Source organism: Bartonella sp. MU70NMGDW (genome assembly GCF_042194085.1).
GTDB classification, from domain to species: domain Bacteria; phylum Pseudomonadota; class Alphaproteobacteria; order Rhizobiales; family Rhizobiaceae; genus Bartonella; species Bartonella grahamii.
Window position 1 is genome coordinate 1 of sequence record NZ_JBHIMK010000415.1, and the last position, 1,014, is coordinate 1,014.

Consider the following 1,014-nt stretch of genomic DNA (forward strand, 5'->3'; position numbering starts at 1 on the left):
ACGGATCTTACCAATGACTTTACAGGCTGTGCACCTCAGGAAATCGAAACTCTTGATGCTCTTTCCCTTGTTTGTAAAGCCACTCATGCCAATGGTCGACCAGCTGTAAAACTCTCGGATAATCCTGAAAAAACGATCGGTGATTCAAAAGAAGTACAACGTTATATCAATTTTTTTGGTAATACAAAGCGAATTGCTAGACCTATAAAGACGTAGTTTTCGCGGCTCTTTAAAACAAGTATATTGCCTCAACATATTGTTTATAAGATTGATTTTTATCCTGCCCTAAGAATGAGGGTTCTAAACCTTTGCTGGTCTGTAAATAGTTTGGCTGTTTTTTTGAGCATATTCTACTTGGTCTACCACGCATACGCTTAACTTACATAAGGATCGATAAATAAGACTTAAAAATATTCACTACGCATTAAAAAATACTTAACATGCCAAGGAAGTTTAACCAAGGAGGCTTTCTTATATCATTGTCATAAATAACGGTGTTATACGGCATAACAAGATACTATCATTTTGCATGTTGAATGAGGGTGCGCGAATATCATAAGTTTTTCTCATTTCAATCCTGTTAAATAAAGTACACACATCTCCTTGCATGTATGAAGGTTTTCAAGTTTTAAGGGTTATTGTTGTAGTTTGACAGCAGGTTTTGTACTAAGTGGAAAGAGGCGGGATTAAGTAGGAATACGTGGTAATTTGTTGTTTTTATGTCCAATTGTTACCATTAAATGTGCGTTTTATCAAAATAGATTTTGACACCTCAAATTACAAAAATTACCGAAAATTAGAAAAAAGTGCGTTTCCATAGTAAAAATGAGAAAAGGCTTTGAAAACCCTTTGAGAACACCTTTAAACTCTTTGAAAAAAAATAAATTGGTACAAAATCTAGTGTCAAAATATACAAAACCAGATGACAAGCTACAACTGTAACATTAGGAATTGCTAAGGCAACATTGGAGGATGACAAATAGCATGGTGACTATCAGTGTGCATTTTGCAAGG

The 1,014-nt window shown here is 34.6% G+C and carries 1 pseudogene; it reads left to right on the plus strand.

Annotated features, from left to right (window positions below):
- A pseudogene (locus tag ACFIKE_RS11345) lies at nt 1-216 on the plus strand (nicotinate phosphoribosyltransferase); the annotation flags it as partial.
- Nucleotides 217-1,014: the final 798 nt, after the last annotated feature.